The sequence below is a fragment of the Pragia fontium DSM 5563 = ATCC 49100 genome (assembly GCF_900112475.1).
In the GTDB taxonomy this organism is placed as follows: domain Bacteria; phylum Pseudomonadota; class Gammaproteobacteria; order Enterobacterales; family Enterobacteriaceae; genus Pragia; species Pragia fontium.
On record NZ_FOLW01000007.1, the window covers coordinates 12,047 to 35,577 of the forward strand.

At 43.1% G+C, this 23,531-nt stretch carries 20 protein-coding genes and 1 tRNA gene; 10 read left to right on the forward strand and 11 right to left on the reverse strand.

The window, feature by feature from the left end:
- Positions 1-199 precede the first annotated feature (199 nt).
- Positions 200-1,324 carry a M20 family metallopeptidase gene (locus BMZ28_RS11005; RefSeq protein ID WP_074823179.1) on the forward strand — a complete coding sequence of 375 codons (1,125 nt, stop codon included), beginning with the start codon at positions 200-202 and terminating at the stop codon, positions 1,322-1,324.
- Between the two features lie 182 nt (positions 1,325-1,506).
- Here BMZ28_RS11005 and BMZ28_RS17245 read toward each other — a convergent pair whose 3' ends face one another.
- Positions 1,507-3,309 (reverse strand): MFS transporter, encoded by a 1,803-nt coding sequence (locus tag BMZ28_RS17245; RefSeq protein ID WP_083399681.1) that lies wholly within the window; start codon positions 3,307-3,309, stop codon positions 1,507-1,509.
- A gap of 163 nt (positions 3,310-3,472) precedes the next feature.
- On the opposite strand from BMZ28_RS17245, the gene BMZ28_RS11020 reads away from it, so the two are divergent.
- On the forward strand, positions 3,473-3,796 hold the full coding sequence (locus BMZ28_RS11020; RefSeq protein WP_074823182.1) for a MerR family transcriptional regulator: 324 nt from the start codon (positions 3,473-3,475) through the stop codon (positions 3,794-3,796).
- A gap of 120 nt (positions 3,797-3,916) precedes the next feature.
- Positions 3,917-4,369: an acyltransferase gene (locus BMZ28_RS11025; protein WP_074823185.1), complete on the forward strand. Its 453-nt coding sequence runs from the start codon at positions 3,917-3,919 to the stop codon at positions 4,367-4,369.
- A gap of 31 nt (positions 4,370-4,400) precedes the next feature.
- Here BMZ28_RS11025 and murQ read toward each other — a convergent pair whose 3' ends face one another.
- Together murQ and ffh are read right to left on the reverse strand one after the other, a co-directional pair.
- Positions 4,401-5,306 (reverse strand): N-acetylmuramic acid 6-phosphate etherase, encoded by a 906-nt coding sequence (gene murQ / locus BMZ28_RS11030; RefSeq protein WP_074823188.1) that lies wholly within the window; start codon positions 5,304-5,306, stop codon positions 4,401-4,403.
- Between the two features lie 190 nt (positions 5,307-5,496).
- Positions 5,497-6,855, reverse strand: coding sequence for a signal recognition particle protein (gene ffh, locus BMZ28_RS11035; protein ID WP_047781590.1), 1,359 nt, complete (start codon positions 6,853-6,855; stop codon positions 5,497-5,499).
- 172 nt (positions 6,856-7,027) lie between these two features.
- Here ffh and BMZ28_RS11040 point away from each other — a divergent pair, with 172 nt between their 5' ends.
- Positions 7,028-7,819 carry a cytochrome C assembly family protein gene (locus tag BMZ28_RS11040; RefSeq protein WP_074823477.1) on the forward strand — a complete coding sequence of 264 codons (792 nt, stop codon included), beginning with the start codon at positions 7,028-7,030 and terminating at the stop codon, positions 7,817-7,819.
- A 72-nt stretch (positions 7,820-7,891) separates the two neighbouring features.
- Positions 7,892-9,187 carry a CNNM domain-containing protein gene (locus tag BMZ28_RS11045; protein WP_074823193.1) on the forward strand — a complete coding sequence of 432 codons (1,296 nt, stop codon included), beginning with the start codon at positions 7,892-7,894 and terminating at the stop codon, positions 9,185-9,187.
- A gap of 73 nt (positions 9,188-9,260) precedes the next feature.
- On the opposite strand, the gene luxS is transcribed toward BMZ28_RS11045, so the two are convergent.
- The 4 genes from luxS to yqaB form a co-directional block, all read right to left on the reverse strand.
- Positions 9,261-9,776, reverse strand: a complete 516-nt coding sequence (gene luxS / locus BMZ28_RS11050; protein ID WP_047781592.1) for an S-ribosylhomocysteine lyase — start codon at positions 9,774-9,776, stop codon at positions 9,261-9,263.
- A 154-nt stretch (positions 9,777-9,930) separates the two neighbouring features.
- The gene (gene gshA, locus BMZ28_RS11055; RefSeq protein ID WP_047781593.1) at positions 9,931-11,493 is read right to left on the reverse strand and encodes a glutamate--cysteine ligase; all 1,563 of its coding nucleotides are present in this window, start codon (positions 11,491-11,493) and stop codon (positions 9,931-9,933) included.
- Positions 11,494-11,566: 73 nt separating this feature from the next.
- The gene (locus BMZ28_RS11060) at positions 11,567-11,995 is read right to left on the reverse strand and encodes a YqaA family protein (RefSeq protein ID WP_074823195.1); all 429 of its coding nucleotides are present in this window, start codon (positions 11,993-11,995) and stop codon (positions 11,567-11,569) included.
- Positions 11,992-12,558 carry a fructose-1-phosphate/6-phosphogluconate phosphatase gene (yqaB, locus tag BMZ28_RS11065; RefSeq protein WP_074823197.1) on the reverse strand — a complete coding sequence of 189 codons (567 nt, stop codon included), beginning with the start codon at positions 12,556-12,558 and terminating at the stop codon, positions 11,992-11,994. Before yqaB ends, BMZ28_RS11060 begins: the two co-directional genes overlap by 4 nt.
- Before the next feature lie 383 nt (positions 12,559-12,941).
- Between yqaB and pagP the strand changes: the two genes are divergently transcribed.
- Entirely contained in the window at positions 12,942-13,496 is a 555-nt protein-coding gene (gene pagP / locus BMZ28_RS11070) for a lipid IV(A) palmitoyltransferase PagP (RefSeq protein WP_047781596.1), read from the forward strand.
- A 173-nt stretch (positions 13,497-13,669) separates the two neighbouring features.
- Positions 13,670-14,779, forward strand: coding sequence for a sodium-potassium/proton antiporter ChaA (gene chaA / locus BMZ28_RS11075; protein WP_047781597.1), 1,110 nt, complete (start codon positions 13,670-13,672; stop codon positions 14,777-14,779).
- Between the two features lie 149 nt (positions 14,780-14,928).
- Here chaA and BMZ28_RS11080 read toward each other — a convergent pair whose 3' ends face one another.
- Both BMZ28_RS11080 and BMZ28_RS11085 read right to left on the reverse strand, forming a co-directional pair.
- Positions 14,929-16,158, reverse strand: a complete 1,230-nt coding sequence (locus BMZ28_RS11080; protein WP_047781598.1) for an Nramp family divalent metal transporter — start codon at positions 16,156-16,158, stop codon at positions 14,929-14,931.
- A gap of 264 nt (positions 16,159-16,422) precedes the next feature.
- Positions 16,423-16,926, reverse strand: coding sequence for a ClbS/DfsB family four-helix bundle protein (locus BMZ28_RS11085; protein ID WP_047781599.1), 504 nt, complete (start codon positions 16,924-16,926; stop codon positions 16,423-16,425).
- A 745-nt stretch (positions 16,927-17,671) separates the two neighbouring features.
- Here BMZ28_RS11085 and BMZ28_RS11090 point away from each other — a divergent pair.
- The 3 genes from BMZ28_RS11090 (at position 17,672) to BMZ28_RS17370 (ending at position 21,650) form a co-directional block, all read left to right on the forward strand.
- Complete coding sequence (locus BMZ28_RS11090; protein WP_074823202.1) at positions 17,672-18,370, forward strand: MgtC family protein; 699 nt, start codon at positions 17,672-17,674, stop codon at positions 18,368-18,370.
- A 236-nt stretch (positions 18,371-18,606) separates the two neighbouring features.
- Positions 18,607-21,327 carry a magnesium-translocating P-type ATPase gene (gene mgtA / locus BMZ28_RS11095; RefSeq protein WP_074823205.1) on the forward strand — a complete coding sequence of 907 codons (2,721 nt, stop codon included), beginning with the start codon at positions 18,607-18,609 and terminating at the stop codon, positions 21,325-21,327.
- Positions 21,328-21,419: 92 nt separating this feature from the next.
- Positions 21,420-21,650, forward strand: a complete 231-nt coding sequence (locus BMZ28_RS17370) for a hypothetical protein (RefSeq protein ID WP_126467873.1) — start codon at positions 21,420-21,422, stop codon at positions 21,648-21,650.
- Between the two features lie 50 nt (positions 21,651-21,700).
- Here the strand turns inward: BMZ28_RS17370 and BMZ28_RS11100 are convergent.
- Together BMZ28_RS11100 and gltX are read right to left on the reverse strand one after the other, a co-directional pair.
- Positions 21,701-21,776 (reverse strand) — tRNA-Ala (locus BMZ28_RS11100).
- Between the two features lie 208 nt (positions 21,777-21,984).
- Complete coding sequence (gene gltX, locus BMZ28_RS11105; protein WP_047782719.1) at positions 21,985-23,400, reverse strand: glutamate--tRNA ligase; 1,416 nt, start codon at positions 23,398-23,400, stop codon at positions 21,985-21,987.
- Positions 23,401-23,531: the final 131 nt, after the last annotated feature.

Sequence of the window (23,531 nt, forward strand, 5' to 3'; positions counted from 1 at the left end):
CTGACTCACCGTTTCGTTTAAAAAACAACCGGAATTTTGAAATTCACCCTTTCTATTGTCGACTGCTAACCCGTTCAAGAAACATAACCTGATGTAAAAACGCTATCGAACTCGGGCTCAAAGGGTGGTTAAAAGGATTTTATTTCGCTCTGAAACTAACGTTATACTCGGACTCCATGATAAAAATAAGGTTATCATTATGTCAGCTATCCTTTCTTACCTATCCCAACATCAGAACAGTATCTTGTCCGATCTGGAACAACTGGCCAACGCAGAATCGCCTTCCCATAACAAAAATGCAGTTGATGCCTGCGGTCAGGTGTTACAAAAGCTGTTTATAGCGCATTTAGGCGTTACCGCAGAAACCTTTCCACAAACCCAATATGGCAACCATTTGGCATTTCATATCGGTAACGGCTCGCAAAAGATTCTGATTTTAGGGCACTTCGATACGGTTTGGGATATCGGGCGCTTAACCTTACGTCAGGAAGACGGAAAACTGTTTGGCCCGGGCGTTCTGGATATGAAAGGTGGACTGATTCAAGCTATCTGGGCAGTGAAAGCATTAAAAAAACTAAACCAGCTTGGCGATCGCCAAATTGACTTCTTATGTAATGCCGATGAGGAGTTGGGTAGTCCAAGCTCACGCGCCATCATTGAACAACAGGCTCCAAATTATCAACAGGTTTTGGTGGTAGAGCCGGCAACCGCCGGAAACGGTGCCTTAAAAACTGGTCGCAAGGGTACCGGACGTTTTTATGTTCATATCAAAGGTAAAGCTGCCCACGCGGGCAATAATCCGGAAGACGGTATTAGCGCGATTCAAGAGATGTCTTATCAGATTCAATATCTACATTCTCTCAATGCGCCACATAATGGCACCACGGTTAACGTCGACGTTGCCAGCGGAGGCAGCGTAATTAACGTTGTGGCAGAAGAGGCTAACCTCTGTATCGACGTGCGGGTTACTCGTTTGGATGAAGCAGAAAGAATTCATCATGCTATCTATGGCTCTGTTGCCAAACTTGACGGTATCCAACTGACCGTCACCGGAGGAATGGTTCGTCCACCGATGGAACGTAATCAAGCTTCTGGAGAACTGTTCGCCAAAGCGCAAGAAGCAGCAAAAGCCCTTGGCTTTGATATTAGTGAAGCCTCTGTTGGAGGCGGTAGTGACGGGAACTTTACCGCAGCCTTGGGCATTCCAACGCTGGATGGCTTAGGCAGTACTGGCGCAGGTCCACACGCAGAATATGAACATATTATCATTGACGACTTAGCCAAACGTTCTGCGCTACTGGCAGAGTTAATCGTTAGGTTATGATCCTCGTCATATTTGAAGTCTCAAACTAAGTAAAAACTGCACATAAAAATAGCCTAAGGCTTCTAATATTTTATGTGCAGTTTTTCTATATAACATTTAAATCATAAGCAACGTTAACAGCACAATAAACCCATTAAAAACTTTACCGTTTAATTAAAGCTGCTCAATATTACCTTCCTGTTTTACCATTTTTGCTTTTTTAACCAGCTATCGTGTAACCACTTTTCCGTTTGACGTCCAGCTCTAATGAAATCCCAGTTAATGTCTCGTTCAAATACCATAACGCTACTATCTGGCGCTACAATTACCCAAAAATAGAGGCCGTTATCCCGATTTCTGGATTTCACTTTCATGCCCGTTAAGGTTATTTTCTTGCCATCCGTATCTAACACTACTTCATCGTGAGGCGCTACCCATTGAACATCCATGACAGGAAGCAAGTCTGCGGCATATTCAGCCAAAAAATCTCTGGCGATAGTTTCGGCATTCTCCTTGCTTACTTGCTGCCCCACCGCCAATTGTGGACTCATACGAGCAAAACCTTTAAGGCGCCCTTCTGTATCAAGAACAAAAGAAACCTGAGCATAACCATAGCGAATAGAGTCACTCGTTTGAGGCTGATATCTACTTAAAGTAATCGGTTGTTTATCCATTAACCCATCAATGGTGAACAATATTTGGTAATCCAGCTCAGATAGAGCCAAGCGCTGTTTATAACTGTCAACATTCATCATCATCACTTCAACCTTACTTAATCCATTTGCTTTAACCGGTGAAACTGAATACATAACCAACGAAAACAATGCCAGTAGTGAAACTGATATGCTCTTTTTAGCGGTCATGCCATATATCCAGAGACCTAATCCAGTGAGTGTAAAACTTAAAACAGGCACCATAATCTCTCCTCCATATTGTAAAGAAAGCGAATTTCCCAGGCTTACGCCAAAAAATAAAATGAATGTATATAAAGAAACCGCAAGCCCGCGAACTTCAGGCAGAGAGCGTTGACTTATTAAGCCAATCACTCCGGGAATAGCGGTGCTAATCGCAGCCACAAATATCAAATGAAAAACCACTACGAACCAAATCGGAATCAGGGCAAAAAGATACTGGCCAAATAACGATATTCCCGCAGCTATTAATGCATAAGCTATGGTTCTTTCTGGCCCATACTTTGTGATAAACCTTGTCACCAACAAAGGCATCAACATACAGGGAATTGCCATCAACCTTAGACCCGCTGGATCCAAGTTAATGGTTGCTAAAGAAGTCGCAAAAGCGGGTTCTTGAGTTAAATAAATATAAAAACTAACTAGACTGGCCAATATGAAAAATGATGCCGCATAAGCTTTACGTAACGCATGAGAAAATAGAGTGGGAAGTACTGAAGAGATAATCGTTAAAACGCCCGTATGCTGACTAATCGTATGCCGATCTTTTAGCAATGAAATAGCCAAGAATGACAGCCCATAGCAAATACCAAGTATTAACATTGGCCAAAATAATCCATCAATAATCGTCGCTTCACCAAACCACTGACCGATAATGCCGGATAATAAAAAAGCACTGCTCATCAATGCAATACCACGCAGCTTATTTCTAATCTGAAGATTCTCACTCATCCAAGCTAATGCGACCGGAGGAAAAGCCGCTGCAAAGAAACCCTGAAATGCCCGCATTATGAGCACAGAAAGAAAATGGTCATTCAGAGCAATGGCAAAAGTTAGTGAGGTTAATACTACCATGGTAATCAACATGATTCGTTTGCGCCCAAAACGATCTGAAATGGGGCCCCAAATCAACATGCCAACGGCATAGAACAAAATAAAAGCTGAAGTAAGCAGCCCAATCTGCTGCTCGTTAACCCCCATAATACGACTAAGCAGTAATGTTACGGGCAACAAGAGATATAGCTGAGTGACGATACATAAAGCAGCTATTGGAAAAAAACATAGTGAACATAAGTCACGAGACAACCTTATCATTCCCTTACACTCCCCAAAATGAATTAACACAACAATAATTGTCGTTAAACTACAATTATTGAAGAAATAAAGCAATGATATTGTTTATCTATCTTTCTTTGATGGATAACGACTTTAGCGATAAGATGAAATGAGTCAGGATTCATACAGGTAATAAATAGCCATGAACAACAAAAAATCTGAAGACTTAGAACAGGCTTACTGTGATTTTTTAAGCAATGTGATTGTTGGTATTAGTGAAGTGTCCGAAATGACTGGGGTTCCAACCAGGAAATTAAGATATTGGCAAGAAAAGGGGATTATCCAGTCGGTTGATCCTGAAGCAAGTTCACGTCAATTTGATTTAGCTAATGTAAAAAAAATTCTGTTAATTCAGGAGTTAATTGAAGATGGCTACTCATTAGATGGAGCTGCGGCTAAAGTCGAGAAACGACTACAAAAGATTGGCAACTTACTCAATGTTATCAGCCTGTCTAAAATTATATAATTAAAAACATAGCGGTTTATAAATTATCAGTTATGTGGAAAGCCATTGATACTCTTTTGAATAACCAGAGTAATCCATCAAGTTTATCCTCTGTCTATACAACAGACCGGAGCATAATGAATGAAACTTAAAGAATCCGGCATCACTGATACACAGGTTGGCAAAAACGTCGTTATTTATTCACCCGTTAATATCTACGGATGTACTTTAGGGGACGACGTTTTTATCGGCCCCTTTGTTGAAATTCAAAAAAACTGCGTAGTCGGTCGCCAATCCCGCGTTCAATCACACACCTTCATCTGTGAGAATGTCAACATTGGTGAAAACTGCTTTATTGGCCATAACGTGACTTTCGCTAACGATCTTTTCACTCAGGGAGCGCCTAATCCCGACGCTTCAGACTGGCTACACATTATTATTGAAGATAATGTTTCCATTGGCAGCGGATCTACCATTCTTGCCGAAAAAATATGTAGTGGGACAGTGATTGGTGCCGGTAGTGTGGTAGTTAAATCCATTACTGAAAAAGGCATCTATGCCGGTAATCCAGCCCGATTATTAAGGAAGCTATGACGACTACCAGAAGATTCCCAATAACGTTAACTTAATTGTTGGACGCTATCGCTTCTCTAATAAATCCTTTACTGCTCTGTAAAGCCTGCTTTGCTTGTTCTGCACTCATGCCAGTTAATACCATTACAATGGCAGTTTTACAGTGGCGCTGGCATTGGGAAAGCGCATTTTCTGCCTCTTCTCGACTACATTCAGTAGCCTGCATCACTATATTCTTTTGTCTTTCCACCAGCTTGGCATTCGTCGCTTCTACATCAACCATCAAATTGCCATACACTTTGCCAATTTTAATCATTGAGCCAGTAGTCAGCATATTGAGCACCAGCTTTTGTGCCGTTCCCGCTTTCATCCGGGATGAGCCGGTAATCACTTCGCTACCGACGATAGGCGTAATGGCAATATCGGCCAACTGAGCGATCGGACTTTGTGGATTACAACTCACACTCATAACCTTGGCACCCAGCGATTTAGCATATTCCATCGCCGAAATAACGTAAGGTGTTCTACCACTGGCTGCGATACCCACTAAAACGTCTCGCTCGCTGAAACCAATCATCTTTAAATCCTGAATGCCCAACTCCAGACTATCCTCTGCATTTTCTACCGCTTTAAAAATAGCCTGATGACCACCAGCAATCAGGCCAATGACCTGCTCCGGCGGAGTACCATACGTTGGTGGGCATTCACTGGCGTCTAAAATGCCTAAACGCCCGGATGTTCCAGCACCACAGTAGATTAAACGCCCGCCGTGGATAAAAGCCTGACTGATAACATCAACCGCCTCTGCAATAGCGTTAATTTCTTTCTCTACCGCTAAGGCTACTTTTTTATCTTCATCATTAATAACCCTAAGCATGTCAACCGTAGAGAGCCGATCAATATCTTCACTGGCCTGATTACGGCTTTCAGTTACCATTTTGCTCAAATCAATTTTCATCGGTGTCACTCTGCGCTCAAGGTTATTAATATCTGCTTTTTAATTAAAGCAGATATCACAGCATGTCTAAATAGGGATTATGGAATGTTAGGAAGCAATGACCACGGTACAGTTAAACTAAAGGAAGATGTGACAGGCCAAGAACAGCTATCAACATCTTCCTTATTTAACAGACAACAATAATGGATAATTAACGCATCATACCCGGAGGCATCATACCTTTCATACCGCGCAACATTTTCGCCATGCCGCCCTTTTTCATTTTCTTCATCATACGCTGCATATCGTCAAACTGTTTTAGCAGGCGGTTAACATCTTGCACCTGCATACCAGAGCCCGCAGCAATACGGCGTTTACGTGAACCTTTGATGATTTCTGGGTTAGCACGTTCTTTGAAACTCATGGAGTTGATAATCGCCTCCATACGCACCAGCACCTTATCATCCATCTGTGCCTTGACGTTATCAGGGATCTGCCCAGCACCAGGTAACTTACTCATCATACTGGCCATTCCGCCCATATTACGCATCTGCTTTAACTGGTCGAGGAAGTCGGTCAGGTCAAAGCCATCACCCTTCTTCAGCTTGTTAGCCAGCTTTTCCGCTTGGGCGCGATCGACCTTGCTCTCAATATCTTCAATCAGGGAGAGCATATCTCCCATACCGAGAATACGCGAAGCAATACGATCCGGATGGAAAGGTTCTAACGCTTCAGTCTTTTCACCAATACCTAAGAATTTAATCGGCTTACCGGTAATATGACGAATGGATAATGCAGCACCACCACGAGCATCACCGTCAACTTTGGTTAGTACAACCCCCGTCAATGGTAACGCCTCGTTAAAGGCTTTAGCGGTATTTGCCGCATCCTGACCGGTCATGGCATCAACAACAAACAGGGTCTCCACCGGATTTAATGCGGCATGCACCTGCTTAATCTCGTCCATCATCGCTTCGTCAACGTGCAAACGACCAGCGGTATCGACAATCAGAACGTCATAAAACTTCAGTTTAGCCTGTTGCAATGCACGGTTAACGATATCAACCGGTTTTTCCTGTGCATCTGATGGACAGAAATCAACAGAAATGGCTTCCGCCAGCGTTTCTAATTGCCTAATCGCCGCCGGGCGATAGACGTCAGCAGAAACAACCAAGACTTTTTTCTTCTGTTTTTCTTTTAAGAATTTGGCCAGTTTCGCAACGCTGGTGGTTTTACCCGCCCCTTGTAAACCCGCCATCAAAATAATCGCTGGTGGCTGAGCGGCCAGGTTGAGACTGTTATTCTCTTCCCCCATTGCCGCTACCAACTCATCGCGAACAATTTTGACGAACTCTTGTCCCGGCGTCAGACTTTTATTAACTTCATGCCCTACCGCACTCTCTTTGACACGATTAATAAAGTCACGAACAACCGGTAAAGCAACGTCAGCTTCCAGCAATGCCATGCGCACTTCACGCAAGGTATCTTTAATATTATCTTCAGTCAGTCGCCCACGACCACTGATGTTGCGCAGCGTGCGCGATAGTCTATCGGTTAAGTTTTCAAACATCGTCTTATGCCCAACGTTATGATGATCCGCGATAGCGGTAAAAATTTTAGCGAGTATAACACGAACAATACTCAGGTTAGTTATCGATAGTTAGTGAGAATTGTTGGAGGGAAACGCCACTAACGCTATACTGAGGAAACTTTTTCCATGGTTTATGTCAACATTAATGATTATGCCTGTTTTTGCCATATTATCACTGATAGCGTACCTGACCAGTCTTGGCTTAATTATTCCCAGCCTGCTCAGAAAAAAAGGTCTTCATCGTCACTGGACGTTGATCTCGGCTTTATTCGCGCTTGTTTTTCATGGAATCTCGCTGCAACAGCGTATTTTTGACGTCGACAATGGTCAAAACCTGAGTTTATTGAATATCGCTTCCGGTACCAGTTTGCTGATTAGCGCGATCATGACGTTTGTTGCCTCAAAAGATCGCGGTTGGATTCTGTTACCTATCGTTTACAGTTTCTCAATCATTAATCTTGCGTTATCTAGCTTTAGCCCGTGGGAATTTATTACCCATCTGGAAGACAGCCCTACTCTGCTGATTCATATTGTGTTGGCATTATTCTCCTACGCCACGCTGATTATCGCTGCTCTTTATGCTATTCAGATTGCCTGGATTGATTATCAACTAAAAAATAAAAAATTACGCTTCAGTCCGGATATGCCACCACTGCTATCCATTGAGCGAAAAATGTTCCATATTACTCAGGTTGGTGTCATTCTTTTAACGCTAACGTTGACGACCGGCATATTTTATCTGGATAACCTACTGGACAAAGATAATCTGCATAAAACAACGCTGTCGGTCATGGCCTGGCTAATTTATTTAGTTTTGCTATGGGGCCATCATAGTAAAGGCTGGCGGGGACGCAAAGTCGTTTGGTTCAGCTTGAGTGGGGCATTTTTACTGACGATGGGCTATTTCGGCAGTCGATTAATACAAGCGCTGTTAGCACATTAAGCGACATTTTGTCCCACCTCTTCATATAATGAATATGGATATTAATACATAATTGTTGGAGGATAGACATCGGTGGACGACGTATCAACCGGTACGCTTATTATCATTTTAGTCATTATGGTTCTGATTTCAGCGTATTTCTCTGCATCAGAAACAGGAATGATGACGCTAAACCGTTATCGACTACGCCACCTTGCCAGTAAGGGCAATCGACAGGCGCGTCGGGTAGAAAAGCTGCTTCAGCGTCCCGATCTCTTAATCAGTCTGGTTCTTATTGGTAATAATCTGGTCAATATTCTCGCCTCCTCTCTGGCAACCATTATCGGTATTCGTCTGTATGGTAATGTGGGCGTTGCTATTGCCACCGGTATATTAACCTTCATTATTTTGGTGTTTGCAGAAGTCCTACCGAAAACCATTGCCGCCCTTTATCCTGAACGTGTCGCTTTTCCCAGCAGCGTATTACTCAAGCCACTACAAACCCTGATGGCGCCGTTAGTGTGGCTGCTTAATGGTATAACCCGCATTATTATGCATCTGTTTGGGCTACGTTCTGACATTAAAGGCAGTGATGCCGTCAGCAAAGATGAACTAAGAACTATCGTTAACGCTTCAAACCCGCTGATTTCACATCGTTACCAGAGTATGTTGTTATCCGTTCTGGATCTGGAAATTGTTAACGTTGATGACATTATGGTACCGCGTCAGGAAATTATCGGTATTAACGTCAATGATGAATGGAAAGACATTCTCAAGCAGCTGACGCATTCCCCTCATGGACGTATCGTTTTGTATCGCGACTCACTGGATGACGCTATTGGCATGCTGCGCGTACGAGAAGCGTACCGATTGATGATGGAAAAAAGTGAATTTACCAAAGAAATGATGTTGCGCTCGGCGGATAAAATTTACTTTATTCCAGAGGGTACTCCGCTAAATGTGCAATTAGTTAAATTTCAGCGTAATCGCGAAAAGGTCGGCATCATCGTTGATGAATATGGCGATATCCAGGGGTTACTCAGCGTAGAGGATATTCTGGAAGAGATCGTCGGTGACTTCACCACCTCAATGTCCCCTTCTTTGGCTGAAGAAGTCATTCCGCAAACTGATGGCTCTGTTTATATTGATGGCAGCGCCAGTATCCGCGAGCTCAACAAAGCCTTTGGTTGGCATTTGCCTACTTCAACAGCAAAAACCATCAATGGCTTGCTACTGGAGTACTTTGAAGATATTCCCGAAGTTGGCACGCACGTAGAATTTAAAAATTATTCGGTCGATATTATAGAAGTGAATAACAATATGATTAAGCAAGTATTGGTTCGGCCACTTAATGACGAACCTCCAGCCAAAAAGCTTAAGAGAAGATAACTTATTTACGTTAATCGCTAAAAAACCGCAAAAATGCGGTTTTTTAGCAAGTGCATCGGCCAATAGATAGCGCCTATATATGTAACTCTTTAAGCTTATCCGCTGGCAACGCTAACTCATCGTTCTTGTTAACCCGAATACCACTATCAATAATATGACGAGCGATCTCATGGGCTTCTTTCAAAGAATGCATTTCATAGGTACCACACTGGAATTCATTCAGTTCAGGGATCTTTTTCTGATCCTGCACTTTAAGAATATCCTCCATTGCCGCTTCCCATGCTTTCGCCACTCGACCTTCCTCAGGCGTACCGATCAAGCTCATATAAAACCCGGTACGACATCCCATAGGGGAAATATCAATAATCTCTACGCCGTTACCGTTCAAATGATCGCGCATAAATCCGGCAAACAAATGTTCAAGGGTATGGATGCCCTTCTCCGGCAGAATTTCCATATTCGGGCGACAAAAGCGTAAATCGAACACGGTAATTGTATCATCGTGTGGTGTTTTCATTGTTTTAGCAACCCGGACAGCCGGAGCTGACATACGGGTATGGTCAACGGTAAAACTATCTAACAATGGCATTTTCGTCACCTTTAAAAAAAAATAACTTTTTTTACTCTAACAGGAAACCTTTCAGAAAATAGCGAGTCTTACTAAATACAAGAACACTCGTTATCATCTTCCCTCAAAAGAGATGTTTATAGGCCACTAGATATGTGGCCTTTCTTTTATCCAATTAACGTTGGTTTTGCTCAGCTAAAAACGCATCAAAACTCAGCGTATCCTGTTGTTCCATCTCTTTCTGACGCTGAATAGAAGCAATACGTTCAGCTTCCAGCACCGTTTCAGTTAACACGCTCAGCGGTTCAGACTGCAGCATCTGACGATATTGCTCAGCTAATGCCAGACCAAAACTACCGACACCAACATCTTTAATCGCCTGTAGCATTCTACCGGAGAAGGTTAATTCAGGATTCTCAAAGGCTGAAACCAATTTATTGCAAACATCCTGATACTGAGAGTTTTTATTTGATCCATCTAAAACTTCCGCCACTCGCAATAAATCAACGAACAGTGATTTTCCAACGATTTCCAGCGGTTGACGTGCGGTATCACAGCCCATTCCGATAGTCTGGCCTGGTTTGCGTCCCTCAAGGATCACGCGATCCCAGTTATGGCGCGTACATTGAAGTTCTTCACTGCTCATTTCAGGCGCATCAGCCAAGGTACACCAAATTAAGAACAAATCGAGGAAGCGCGCCTGATCGGCATCGATACCAATAGGAGAGAATGGATTAATATCCAGCGCCCTAACTTCAATATATTCTACGCCACCGCGCAACAGAGCATCAGATGGCGATTCATCTTTACGGGTTACTCGTTTAGGACGAATCGGTGCATAAAACTCATTTTCAATCTGTAAAACGTGACTGTTGAGCTGCTGATAATGGCCATTTTTCTTCTCATCCAGATACTTAAACTGCTCTGCTGGAATAGAAATGGCTTTTTTCAGACCTTCTACATAAGTGGCTAAGTTATTGAAGGTAATACCCAGATTACTTTGAGCCGTATTGGTATACCCTAAATCACTCATTCGCAGTGATGTAGCATAAGGTAAATAGCAGGCACCGCTTTTCAGCTTCTCAAAAGGTAATTTGGTTGCTCGACCTTTGATAAAAGAAGAGCAAATCGCCGGAGAAGCACCAAACAGATAAGGTATCACCCAACCAAAGCGATAATAGTTACGAATCAGACGGAAGTAACCCTGCGAAATTTTATCTTTACCACTTTCAGCATCAGTAATGCCTTCTCGCGCCTGCCAGAATTCCAATGGTAATGAGAAATTGTAGTGAACGCCGGATATGGTTTGCATCAATGCGCCGTAGCGGTTTTTTAACCCCTCACGATATAGCGTTTTAAAACGACCTGCATTAGAAGTACCGTATTGAGCCAACTCGATTTTATCTTCAGAATTGATAAAGCACGGCATACTCAATGGCCACATTAATTCGCTACCCAGTTCACGGCTCACATGACGATGTATATCACGCAAGAAATCCAATGAATGATCCACACTGCGATCGACCGGGGTAATAAATTCTAATAATGCTTCGGCAAAATCGGTGGTTATCCATCGATGCGTTAACGCTGAACCTAAAGATTCAGGATGAGGCGTTGTTGCCAGATGACCATTCGGCGTAATACGCAGCGTTTCTCGCTCGATACCACGTTGAATACCATTTAAAGCTTGAGGATGCGCTTCCAGCCAGGATAGCGCTTTAGATACGTCCGGGATCAATTCGACCTCCCGTAATCAATATTCATACAACCTGCCAAAATAATTGGTTCATACACCGTTACCTTTCTCTTTATTAACTAAAAAAAGAGAGACCTTTCAGGGTTATCAACATCACGGCAATATAGCGTAGCGATTTCCCTATCAACATAAAAAAAGTGACTGACCACCAGGGTAAACGTAGCCACCCCGCTAACAAACATAATAAGTCACCCATAATAGGCAACCAACTTAATAACAGCGCAGGCGCACCAAAACGCTGTAGCCACTTCATGGCTAATGCTAAACGTGGATGATGTTTTGGTATCGGCGCTAAACGCCCAATAACAACATTCGTCAAACCACCCAACGTATTTCCAACTATTGCTACCGCCAGTAATAACAGCGGATCGGTTTCAACCGTCGTCAATAATGCCGCAAAAACGACTTCTGAATTACCCGGCAATAGCGTGGCGCTTAAAAAACTACTGCTGAACAATCCCAGTAGGGGTAAAGTATCACTCACAAATGACGCACATCCACGGCATCCATTCCCGCCGCTTTAGCTGCCTGAAGACCAAACGGCGCATCTTCAAATACCACGCAGGAAGCTGGAGCAACCTGCATAAGTTGAGCACAGCGTAAAAACGTATCCGGGGCCGGTTTATGGTTCTGAACATCATCAGCCCCCACAATCGCGGAAAAATAATCCCTCAATCCAACGTGCTGCAATAATCTTTCAGCAAAACCATGCATACTCCCCGTTCCCACCGCCATTGGCCGTTTATTACGGTAAGATTTTACCACTTCAACAATAGGTAAAGGTTTAACCATGTCCAACACTATCGACTCAACAATCTCAAACTTTTCCTGAGCCAATTTAAAAGGGTCCAAGTCTACCTGATAACTGTCGATCACAAACTCGGCAATCTTCCATGAAGGAGATCCGTTTAAGCCGATGACCGCTTGTAAATCCAATTCCATACCATACTTGGCCAGCACTTCACTCCAGGCTTGACGGTGCCCTTCTTCCGTATCCAATAATGTGCCATCCATGTCAAAAATCAGGCCCTGATAGCGGTCATACATGATAGCCCCCACAACGTTAAGTTAGATAGAGAACAAGCTATTTGGTTACTTTATCGTAAAACTAAATTAATGTCGCTTACTGAGTTAAATCTCGACCTCTCAGTATGAGCACTTAGCATTAACCCATATTTTCATAGGGTTAATGCTTAATCTACCTCATCAGGAAAATCATAATTAATTCAAAAAATATAGTTTTTATAACAATAAGTTGTAACAATGACGCGCTATAAATAGCGTGTTTGTGATGGATATGGCCTGAAGTTTCACTATAATGGCTACAGATTCGAAATATAAACTCACAATGTAAATAGTATTTATGCATCTTTATTTTCATTGGGATAGATGCGATATATGGACATGAAAACTGGAATACAAAAAATAAAATGAAAGGCGTTATTATCACAACTACAGCTCTTTTGCTGACCTTATCATTCAATACCGTCGCTGAAGAGGCGGCAGATGATGGTATTTGGGCAAGCATTAAGAATAACGTTAAAGAAACATGGAATTCCCCAACCAGAGATCTGTACGTTCCTTTAAATACGTGGCACAACCGTGCAACGTACGATAAAGAGAAAACGGACTCCTATAACGAGAGACCGTGGGGAATCGGCTATGGCGTTTCACGTTTTGACAGTGATGGTAACTGGCATTCTATTTACGCGATGGAATTTCAGGACTCCCACAATCAGATAGAACCCATTATTGGCTATGGCTACCAAAAGAACTGGTATCTGGGGAGCAATAATGACTGGCGACTGGGATTAGGCTTTACCGCAGCGGTTACCGCTCGACATGAATATAACTATATTCCAATACCTCTACCGCTGCCCTTATTTTCAATTGAATATAAGAAATTTGCGATACAAAACACGTATATCCCCGGTACCTATAATAACGGCAACGTATTGTTTACCTGGGCTCGCTGGCAGTTCTAGCTAAAATATCCTCAGGCAGGTCACGTTAACCCCCTTTCTTCAGGTAGATTAACGTGACCTGCCTGATTTTTTTCAATCCTGTTACTGAAATTCTATTATTATTAGTCATAGATGGAATATTAATAGCGCTTAACGCTATTGCCTGATGGCTTTATTAGCTATAGAGAGAATTTATGGATCAAGCTCAACCACATCCTTCCTTGAAAACGCGTCACAAAGAATATTCACTTATTCTGACGATGTTCACTATTCCAGTACTGTTATATTTACAGCACAGCACCAGCCTTCTGATTACTGTTTTAATCAATCTTCTGGCACTGGTCACTATTTTAGGCAGTGCATTCAGCGTTGTTCGCCATGCGGATGTTCTGGCTCACCGACTAGGAGAACCTTTCGGTTCATTAATTCTAAGTCTCGCGGTCGTTATTCTCGAAGTCAGCCTGATCTCAGCGCTGATGGTAACCGGTGATACCGGACCTACCCTAATGAGAGATACACTCTACTCCGTCATTATGATTGTGATGGGTGGATTAGTCGGCATATCATTGTTGCTGGGTGGCCGAAAATTTGCCACCCAGCATGTTAATCTGGCAGGCATTAAACAATACCTCACCGCACTATTACCCTTAGCAATTATCATTCTGGTGCTCCCTGCTACTCTGGCTAGCAGTACTTTCACATCAGGCCAGCTAATCGTCATTGCGCTCTTATCTGCTGCTATGTACCTGGTATTTTTGACGATTCAGACCAGAACTCACCAAAATCTCTTTATTTATGAGCATGAAGATGAAGGAGATGGCCCTGATGGCCACCACGGTAAACCATCAATCCATAGCAACGCATGGCATGCGGTCTGGTTAGTCATTCACCTCATTTCAGTCATTGCCATTACTAAGATTAATGCTGGTTCATTAGAGTATTTATTAACCGAGTTGCATGCTCCACCGCAATTTACCGGTTTTCTGATTGCATTATTGATTCTCTCCCCAGAAGGGCTTGGCGCACTGAGAGCGGTAATGGCGAACCAAGTCCAACGAGCAATGAATCTGTTTTTCGGCTCAGTATTAGCCACTATTTCCCTAACCGTTCCAGCTGTTGTAGTTATTTCTCTTATAACCGGTAAAAGTCTGGTATTTGGTCTATCAACACCGAATATCGTTTTGTTAGTGAGTATATTGCTGTTATGCCAAAGCTCATTTGCCACAGGCAGAACCAATGTATTAAACGGCGCTGCTCATTTAGCAATATTTGTTGCTTATCTGTTGGTTTTAATGATGGGATAACGCGTTAAATTGCAAACAAAACGCCACTCAAAAGTGGCGTTTTTACTTCACTCTGATTTTTCTCAGTCTCTAGACATGAATAGCAATGAACCTAAAATAACTCAATGCTCTTATGCTATTTCAGCACCGTTAAGCCCACAAAAATCAATTTATATCAAAAAACTCACAATCAGATATAGATTCAGACTTACTACCAGCACCACAATAATCCGACCAATATTCTGCATAATAAAACTGTTCACCATATCACCCATCAACTGGCGGTTGCCGGTGAAACTCAGCAGTGGAATTAGCGCCAACGCGATGCCAAAGCTTAAAAAAACCTGGCTGACAATCAGAATACGCGTTGCATCCATGCCACACAGAATGACAACAAACGAAGGGAGCATGGTTACACTACGACGTACCCACAACGGAATACGCACGTGGATAAAGCCTTGCATCACTACCTGACCCGCCATCGTCCCCACCACAGTAGAAGAAAGTCCGGCAGCAATTAAACTGAGACCAAAAGTGACAGTAGCAAACTTCCCTAGCAATGGTTCTAACGTAACGTATGCCTGATCTAACTCTGAAATACCAGTTTGGCCATTAAAATGGAACACCGCGGCGGCCATCGCCATCATGGATAAATTCACAAAACCAGCAATGGTCATGGCGATAGCGACATCCCATTTAGTCGCAGAATAGCGTTCCGCACGGCTCCCTTTGGAGTTTTGTGTCAAAGCGGAATGAAGATAAATAACGTGAGGCATAATGGTTGCCCCTAATACGCCCGCAGCCAGAAAAACGGCCTCTTTATTAGGTAAACCAGGCAATAACATCCCGGTGGAAAGTTCAGCAATATCAGGAGAAGAGAAAACCAGTTCAATAATATAAGCGCCAGCAACAAACAGCAAAAATGCGCCAATCACACGCTCCAGCGGCTTATCTCCACGGCTTTGCAGCATTAAAATAAGGAAAGTAATGATACCGGTGATAATGGCACCATTTAATAAACTTATGCCCAATAAGAGCTTAAAGCCAATGGCGGCACCAATAAACTCAGCCAAGTCGGTAGCAATAGCAATCAGTTCGGCCTGAACCCAATAAAACCAAACAACCGGGCGAGGAAAGCGATCGCGAATATGCTCTGCCAAGTTTTTGTTGGTAGCAATCCCCAGCTTGGCGGAAAATAACTGAACCACCATCGCCATAATATTGGCCCAAACCACAACCCAAAGCAGCTGATAACCAAACGCCGAGCCGGCTTGGATATTGGTAGCAAAGTTACCGGGATCAATATAACCAATCGCAGCAATAAAGGCTGGCCCCATCAATGAAAGCTTTATTTTTCTTGATAATTTGCTTGAGCGCACTGCGACACCTGAATCCGACATTATTATCCCTCCCGAATAATCACCACACCTTAATGATAATGATTCTTATTTAAATAACAAGATCATTAAACTGATTGCTAAGATAGGCGCAACTAAACAGCCGGGTAACATGTCACGTCAGGAAATAGAAGAAGACGTTACCTTATCAACGCAAGTTCTAGGGATATTATAATACAGCACGATAAAACCCACATCATCTATATAACAAAAAACCAATGAGCTGTAACAATAAATAATGAAAAAATTAACAATAGCCGGTTTTAATTAGAAACTTTTCTGAAAGCGTTTGAGCTTCTTTAGTGCCCAATCATAATGGCTGGACGTGGCCGAAATGAAGTAGGAACCTAAAGAAGCGCTTCCAGTCCATGGGTAATACTTTTTAGTAAATAACTGCTGATCATTATGGGACATAATCAGCGATTGTAATTCCCGATGAGAGGCATTCAGCTTCAGGCGCGCAGTTTCCAGACTCATCGCCTGATACTTCTGCCAGATGGCCTGATTTAATTCAGGGGTCGTACGCCAGGTATACCCTTCCGCTGGCATAATCGGCTTTTTACCTGCCATCCCTTCCCCATACCAGCGTAACATCATCAAATGCCATTCATACAAATGAACCATAACATCACGAATATTGCGATCCCTATCCTCAAATGGAAACACCATCTCCAGCACACTCTCGGGCAAGGAATCAATTAACACCACAATTTTAAAATAGTTTTCATCACTCAAGCTTAATAACTGTTGTTTATTCGTTGGCCGAGGCATAACGTCTTCTCTCTCAGATAACCGATATCCTCATCATATCTAAAGGTATTACCGTATCGTATTGATTTGGTGCAATGACGCAGCAAATTGACGAAAAAACAAACGAAAATGAGAGGTAGGCAGGGATCCACATCTCATACCACCAAAAGTCCCTTAACATGTTGATAAAACGCTAGTCGCCTCATATTTAGGCTAAATACTTTTTTACCCTCTCCTCCTCTAGAGAAATTCCATAATAGTTTTCACCACTATATAAAAACACCTATAAAAGTGTGTGTTAATTATTACCATACCACTAACTCTACAATTGATTTGAATAAGCTAATCCCGGTTTATCACTTAAATTAAATATTTTAACGCCAGAAGATAATTCAATACTTTACTTCCCAAATTTTCACTGTTATATTTCGGGAAATTTTTCGTGGAGATAAAAAATAATTGGACAGTATTAACTATAGCGACATAATTAAGGCAAGCTGACCAATCTCTTCGATGTTTAGTCGCTTGCCGAAACGGCGGGCGACATCACTTCTCATTTCTGACGTGCTGTATCCCCGAAATAAAAAATATTCCCTGACAGATATCAACTGTTATGGATTTTTTCGGATAATGAATATGTTAACTTACAGCTACGCACTCTTTCCTCCAGGCTCAACTGCACATTGATACTCAGTGTTAACTGAGGATATTTTTCTGTGTGCTAAATAGCACATGATTATTCTTCCTGTATTTATCGGAGGGAATCATGGCATTGACTCCTCTTGTTTTAAATTTACTGTTCGCTATGGGTTTCGGCGCACTTATCGGTGCCGAGCGCCAATGGCGTCAGCGTATGGCTGGTTTACGTACTAACGCATTAGTTGCAACCGGTGCAGCGGTATTTATTCTCAGCGCAGCAACAACATCACCGGATAGCCCTGGTCGGATTGCGGCACAGATTGTTTCCGGCATCGGCTTTCTCGGCGCTGGCGTGATTATGCGTGAAGGGCTGAACATCCGCGGCCTGAATACCGCCGCAACCCTATGGTGTTCCGCTGGCATTGGTGTGTTATGTGGTTTAAGCCAGTATTGGACGGCAGCCGTCGCTACGCTCGTCATTCTTTGCGCCAATATCCTACTGCGCGAAGCTGCTCAGCGTATCAATTTACAGCCGCAGCAACATGCAACCGAGTTGGATGTACGTTATAGAGTTCAAATTACCTGTAGCCCGGCAGATGAAATCATGGTCAGAACCCTGATTTTACAGGCGGTTAACTCTATGAGCATTCGTCTATGCTCGCTTTACAGCGCCGATGTCATTGAGTCCGGCTTATTAAATGTTTGTGCAGAAATATCGGGCACTCCGGCAGAACAAAAAGATATTGAGAATATCGTTTGCCGTGTCAGCTTAGAGAAAAGCGTTAGTGCGGTTCAATGGCAAATTGTTTCTGAACAACCTGCTTAACCATAATTAAAATCCGATCTTATCGTTAATAGTAAATATAAGATCGGATATAACTCGTTGAATAAGGAGTATCTATGTCAGAACCACCGGAGAAACCTCCACCTTAATTTATCTGGGCTATATCCACGTATTTCCCTGATAAAAAAATAACTCATCGCAACGAATTTTCACCTTATTTATTAAGGCGGGATTCCTACGCTTAAAATATAGAAAAGTTGTATATAGAGATACGTGCTATGAAATATATAAACAACAATAATAACCATAAAAAAATGCGCCTTAATGAAAAAAATAAGGCCCCTTTTATTATTGAAAGAGAAGCTAAAAATAATCTGGAAAGAACCCTGTCAAACCTGATGACTAACCGACAAGGGCTGGACGAAGATGAAGTCAAAGACCGTCAGGAACTTCATGGTAAAAATCAGGTCGTTCATGAAAAAGCGCCAGCCGCTATCATTCAACTGATTCAGGCATTTAATAACCCGTTTATTTTTATCCTGCTGATTCTGGCCGCCATCAGTTTCTATACTGACTATTGGATGCCCATGAAACAGGGTGAAGAAACAGAACTGACCGGTGTGACTATCATTGTTGTGATGGTATTACTCAGTGCTCTTCTGCGCTTTTGGCAGGAATTCCGTACTAACAAAGCGGCGGAATCCCTGAAATCGATGGTTCGCACCACCGCGACAGTTTTACGACGCAAACAAGATTTCTCTCAGCCAGAGAAACACGAAATTGATATTCAGCAGCTGGTGCCAGGCGATATCATTTTTCTCTCTGCGGGCGATATGGTGCCTGCTGACGTCAAAATTATTGAATCCAGAGATCTCTATATTAGCCAAGCGGTGTTAACCGGTGAATCATTACCGATTGAAAAGTATGACACCCTTGGTGACGTGATTCTGAAATCCAATGACACCGTTAAGCCTAATACGAATACCGATGATTTACTGGCAATGCAGAATATCTGTCTGATGGGGACTAACGTTACCAGCGGAACAGCGACTGCAGTGGTGGTGGCTACGGGTGCTCAAACCTATTTTGGTTCACTGGCTAAATCTATCGTGGGTAGCCGAACTCAAACCTCTTTTGACCGTGGAGTAAATAGCGTTAGCTGGCTATTAATTCGTTTTATGCTGGTTATGGTACCGATTGTATTGTTAATCAATGGGTTTACCAAAGGTGATTGGGGTGAAGCCGCACTATTTGCGCTAGCCGTTGCCGTTGGCCTAACGCCAGAAATGTTGCCGATGATTGTCAGCGCTAATCTGGCTAAAGGCGCTATCGCCATGTCTCGCCGTAAAGTTGTGGTTAAAAGACTAAACGCAATTCAGAACTTTGGCGCGATGAATATCCTGTGTACGGATAAAACCGGTACCTTGACGCAGGATCGCATTATTCTGGAACAGCATCTTGATGTTAACGGACAGAATAAGAGTGAAATCCTTAATCTGGCATGGTTAAACAGTTTTCATCAGGATGGTATGAAAAACCTGATGGATCGGGCGATTATTCATTTCGCTGAGGGAAAACCGGAAATTGACGCCATGCGGCGCTACAGAAAAGTGGACGAAATCCCTTTTGATTTCGTACGCCGTCGTTTATCTATTGTGGTGCAAGATGAAAAACAGCACCAACTGCTGATTTGCAAAGGCGCGGTTGAAGAAATGCTCTCCGTCTGTAGCCATATAGAAAAGAACGGCGCTATCCTCCCTTTAGATTCGGCTGGCCGTCAGGCCTTACTGGAACAGGCCAATGGTTATAATCTGCAGGGATTTCGCGTACTGATTCTCGCCGTGCGTGAACTTTCCACCGCAGAACATCGTACCCAGTTCAGCGCGAGTGATGAACACGATCTGATCCTCAAAGGATTTCTGACCTTCCTTGATCCACCGAAAGAGAGTGCCGCTAAAGCCATTGCCGCATTACGTGAAAACGGCGTAGTGGTTAAAGTTTTGACTGGTGATAACCCAATAATTACCAGTAAAATTTGCCGAGATGTTGGGCTTGAGCCAGGTATCCCGCTATTGGGTAACGAAGTTGAACTATTCAGCGATGAAGCCTTAGCAACCGAGGCCGAACAACGCACAATATTTGCCAAACTGTCCCCATTACAAAAGTCACGTATTCTGCGAGTCTTACAGTCCAAAGGACACACCGTTGGCTTCCTCGGTGATGGTATTAACGACGCGCCAGCGTTAAGAGATGCAGACGTAGGTATTTCTGTTGATACCGGAACCGACATTGCTAAAGAGTCATCAGATATTATTCTATTAGAAAAAGATCTGATGGTATTGGAGGCCGGCGTTATTAAAGGACGTGAAACTTTCGGTAATATCATTAAATACCTGAGCATGACCGCCAGTTCCAACTTCGGCAATGTATTCTCCGTGTTGGTTGCCAGCGCATTTATTCCATTTTTACCGATGTTAGCGATTCATTTGCTGATTCAAAACCTGATGTATGACATTTCTCAACTGTCATTACCATGGGACAAGATGGACAAAGAGTTCTTACGCCAACCGCGTAAATGGGATGCTAAAAACATCGGCCGCTTTATGATCTGGGTTGGGCCAACGTCATCCATCTTTGATATTACAACCTTTGCTTTGATGTGGTTCGTATTCTCAGCGAATAGCGTAGACCAGCAATCCTTATTCCAGTCAGGCTGGTTTATTGAAGGATTGCTATCACAAACGCTGGTGGTACATATGCTACGCACCCAGAAGATTCCATTTATTCAAAGCCGGGCAGCGCTCCCGGTTATGCTAATGACCGGTTTGGTTATGGCTATTGGTATCTATATCCCCTTCTCTCCACTTGGTCATGTCGTCGGACTGCAACCGCTACCGTGGTCATATTTCCCATGGTTGGTAGGGACATTGTTTAGCTACTGCGTTGTGGCACAAATGATGAAACGCTTCTATATCCGCCGCTTTGGTCGCTGGTTCTGATAGTAACCACTCATATCCCGCCACTGCGCGGGATATAACGCCAGATAAAAGAAAGAACACCGGCGCCATTCCAAATAGGCGGGAGGCAGAAAATGAGAAATATCGATTATTCTTTCATTGAGGCACTGCGCATGCGTTTAACAATATGGTCTGCGCATATTCTGATGCGCTGTACCCTCTATGGTTATCATCTACGATTACTTAGCTCGAAGCAGGCAATCAATAACGTCGCTTACTCGACCCATTTGGTTAGACAGGCGCTGATTCAACTAAAATTAAGAAGAGAAAAGAGAAAGTTAAAGGGCAAGCGAACTTCACAATAGCAAGTTCCCAGACGCAAAAAAGCCGACGATTAAGTCGGCTTTCTTTAATTTGGTGGAGCTAGACGGGATCGAACCGTCGACCTCTTGCATGCCATGCAAGCGCTCTCCCAGCTGAGCTATAACCCCAAAATCACACGATGTATATCTGGTAACAACATCGTTAAGACGGGCGCATAATATGAAATATAGGCGAGGTCTGTCAATCAGTAATTCACATAAATAAACTGAATGCTGAAAAAGAGAACAAACCGGTAGATTTATACGCCACAAAACATAAAAACCGGGCTTTTTACCACCCGGTTTTTATTAAGTACTTCTCAACGAGCTGTCATTATTATTGTTGGGCTTCACGCTCAGCAATAAAAGCTAATGCACGATCGATACGAGTCAAACTACGCGTTTGACCAATTGCGTGTACCGTTGCATCGACTCCTGGAGATTGACCACAGCCAGTCACGGCAACGCGAAGTGGCATACCCACTTTACCCATCCCGACTTCCAGCTCTGTCGCCGTATTCTCAATGGCCTGATGAACGTTTTCCAGCGTCCAATCACTGATAGCACTTAATTTAGTACGAACCAGCTCCAACGGCTCTTTAGCAACCGGACGTAAATGTTTTTTCGCCGCATCTGCATCGAACTCATCGAACTCTTCATAAAAATAACGGCAAGACTGCGCCATCTCTTTTAACGTCTTACAGCGCTCGCCCAGCAGTTTCACAATTTCAACCAGCTGAGGACCATTCTGAGTGTTAAAACCCTGCTCATGAATATGCCACGACAAATGAACAGCAACATACTCTGGCGGTAAATGATTAATATAATGATGGTTCAGCCACTGTAACTTTTCGGTATTAAAAGCACTGGCCGACTTGCTCACCGCATCCAGAGTGAAAAGTTGCTTCATGTCATCAATGCTGAAAATTTCCTGATCGCCATGAGACCAACCCAAGCGAACCAGATAGTTCAATAAAGCTTCAGGTAAATAACCGGCATCGCGATATTGCATAACGCTGGCTGCGCCATTGCGTTTGGATAATTTCTGTCCATCATCCCCGAGAATCATCGAAACGTGAGCATATTCAGGAACCGGCGCGCCCAAAGCTTTCAGGATATTAATCTGACGTGGGGTATTATTGATATGATCTTCACCGCGTATTACATGGGTAATTTCCATATCCCAATCATCAATCACTACGCAGAAGTTATAGGTCGGTGAACCATCAGTACGACGAATAATCAAATCATCCAGTTCCTGATTAGCAATTTCAATCGGGCCACGGATTTGATCGTTAAAAATAACTGAACCGTCTAATGGATTGCGGAAACGCACTACGTGTGGCTCATCAGCACTATGTGAACATTGACTATCGCGGCAATGGCCGTCATAACGCGCTTTTTCACCCCGCGCCATTTGCTCTTCACGTAACGTTTCCAAACGCTCTTTGGAACAATAACATTTATACGCCGTTCCAGCCGTTAGCATTTCATCAATCACAGAGTTATAACGATCAAAACGCTTAGTCTGAAAATATGGACCTTCATCCCAGTCAATATTCAACCAGTTCATACCATCCATAATGGCATCAATCGCTTTCTGGGTTGAACGTTCAAGATCGGTGTCTTCAATACGTAAAACAAACTCACCGCCAAAGTGACGGGCAAAAAGCCAGGAATAAAGCGCTGTACGAGCACCACCTACATGTAGATCGCCCGTTGGACTTGGAGCAAAACGTGTTTTTATTTTCATGGACATTGAGCGTTAGCCTTGTTGCAGGATTTAGTCAGCAAATATCAATTTCATATCTGTCTTTCGCAATTAGTGGCGCACATTCTATCATCCCGGACTGAATCCTCAATGTTCTGAGCGCTATCAAAAGC